Origin of the sequence: Acinetobacter lwoffii (assembly GCF_024129355.1) — a bacterium.
GTDB lineage: Bacteria > Pseudomonadota > Gammaproteobacteria > Pseudomonadales > Moraxellaceae > Acinetobacter > Acinetobacter lwoffii_I.
Genome location: NZ_JAMXXP010000083.1, coordinates 1 through 914, shown reverse-complemented (window position 1 = coordinate 914; position 914 = coordinate 1). Strand labels below are relative to the sequence as shown.

1 protein-coding gene is annotated in these 914 nt (G+C 50.1%); it reads right to left on the bottom strand.

Annotated features, from left to right (window positions below):
- A partial coding sequence (locus tag NI468_RS16040) for a thioredoxin family protein (protein WP_253102623.1) occupies positions 1 to 914 on the bottom strand: 914 nt, incomplete at both ends.

The window sequence follows — 914 nt, the reverse complement described above, 5'->3', positions numbered from 1 at the left end:
GACAGAATCACGGTTTTTGATTCCAGTTTGGCACCATTCTCTAACGTCACTTCCACCAGACCATTGGCTGTTTCATCAGCCCCTTTGATATCAGACACGCGTTGCAGGTTCATGATGTCGACCCCGTACTCACGCACGTGGGCTTCCATTTCCGCTGCAAACTTCGGACCTTGGGTCTTTTGCACTGAAGTAAAATTTTCAATGTCCATGGTATCCATGACCTGACCGCCCATGCGCTCCGCCACGATCCCGGTCTTAATGCCTTTACGTGCTGCATAGATCGCAGAAGTATTCCCTGCAGGACCACCACCGATCACCAGGACATCAAAGGCATCTTTGGCATTCAGCTTTTCCGCATCTTTGGTAGCGGCATTGCTGTCCAACTTGGCAATGATTTCTTCCAGCGTCATACGACCCTGACCGATATGCTGGTTGTCCTGAAACACCATCGGAACCGCCATGATTTTGCGTTCTTCTACTTCTTCCTGGAAGAAAGCCCCATCAATCATGGTCGCTGTGGTCCCCGGGTTATAAATGGCAATCAGGTTGAGTGCCTGAACCACATCCGGACAGTTATGGCAGCTTAAGGATACGAACACATCGAAATTAGATTGAACACCCAGGCTTTTAATATTCGCCAGTACTTCATCAGAGACTTTCGGTGCATAACCTGAAGTTTGCAGCAATGCCAGAATCAGCGAGGTAAACTCATGACCCATTGGCAAGCCTGCAAAGAATACACGTGGTTCCTCACCAGCTTTTGCAATCCCGAAACTTGGCGCACGTGCATTGGTCCCGTCAAAGCGTGCAGTGACCAGGTCAGACAGTGCAGCCACTTCGGACACCAGTTCCTGGATTTTGGCTGATTTGTCAGAGCCATCCAAAGTCGCCACCAGTTCAATCGGGCCTTCCAG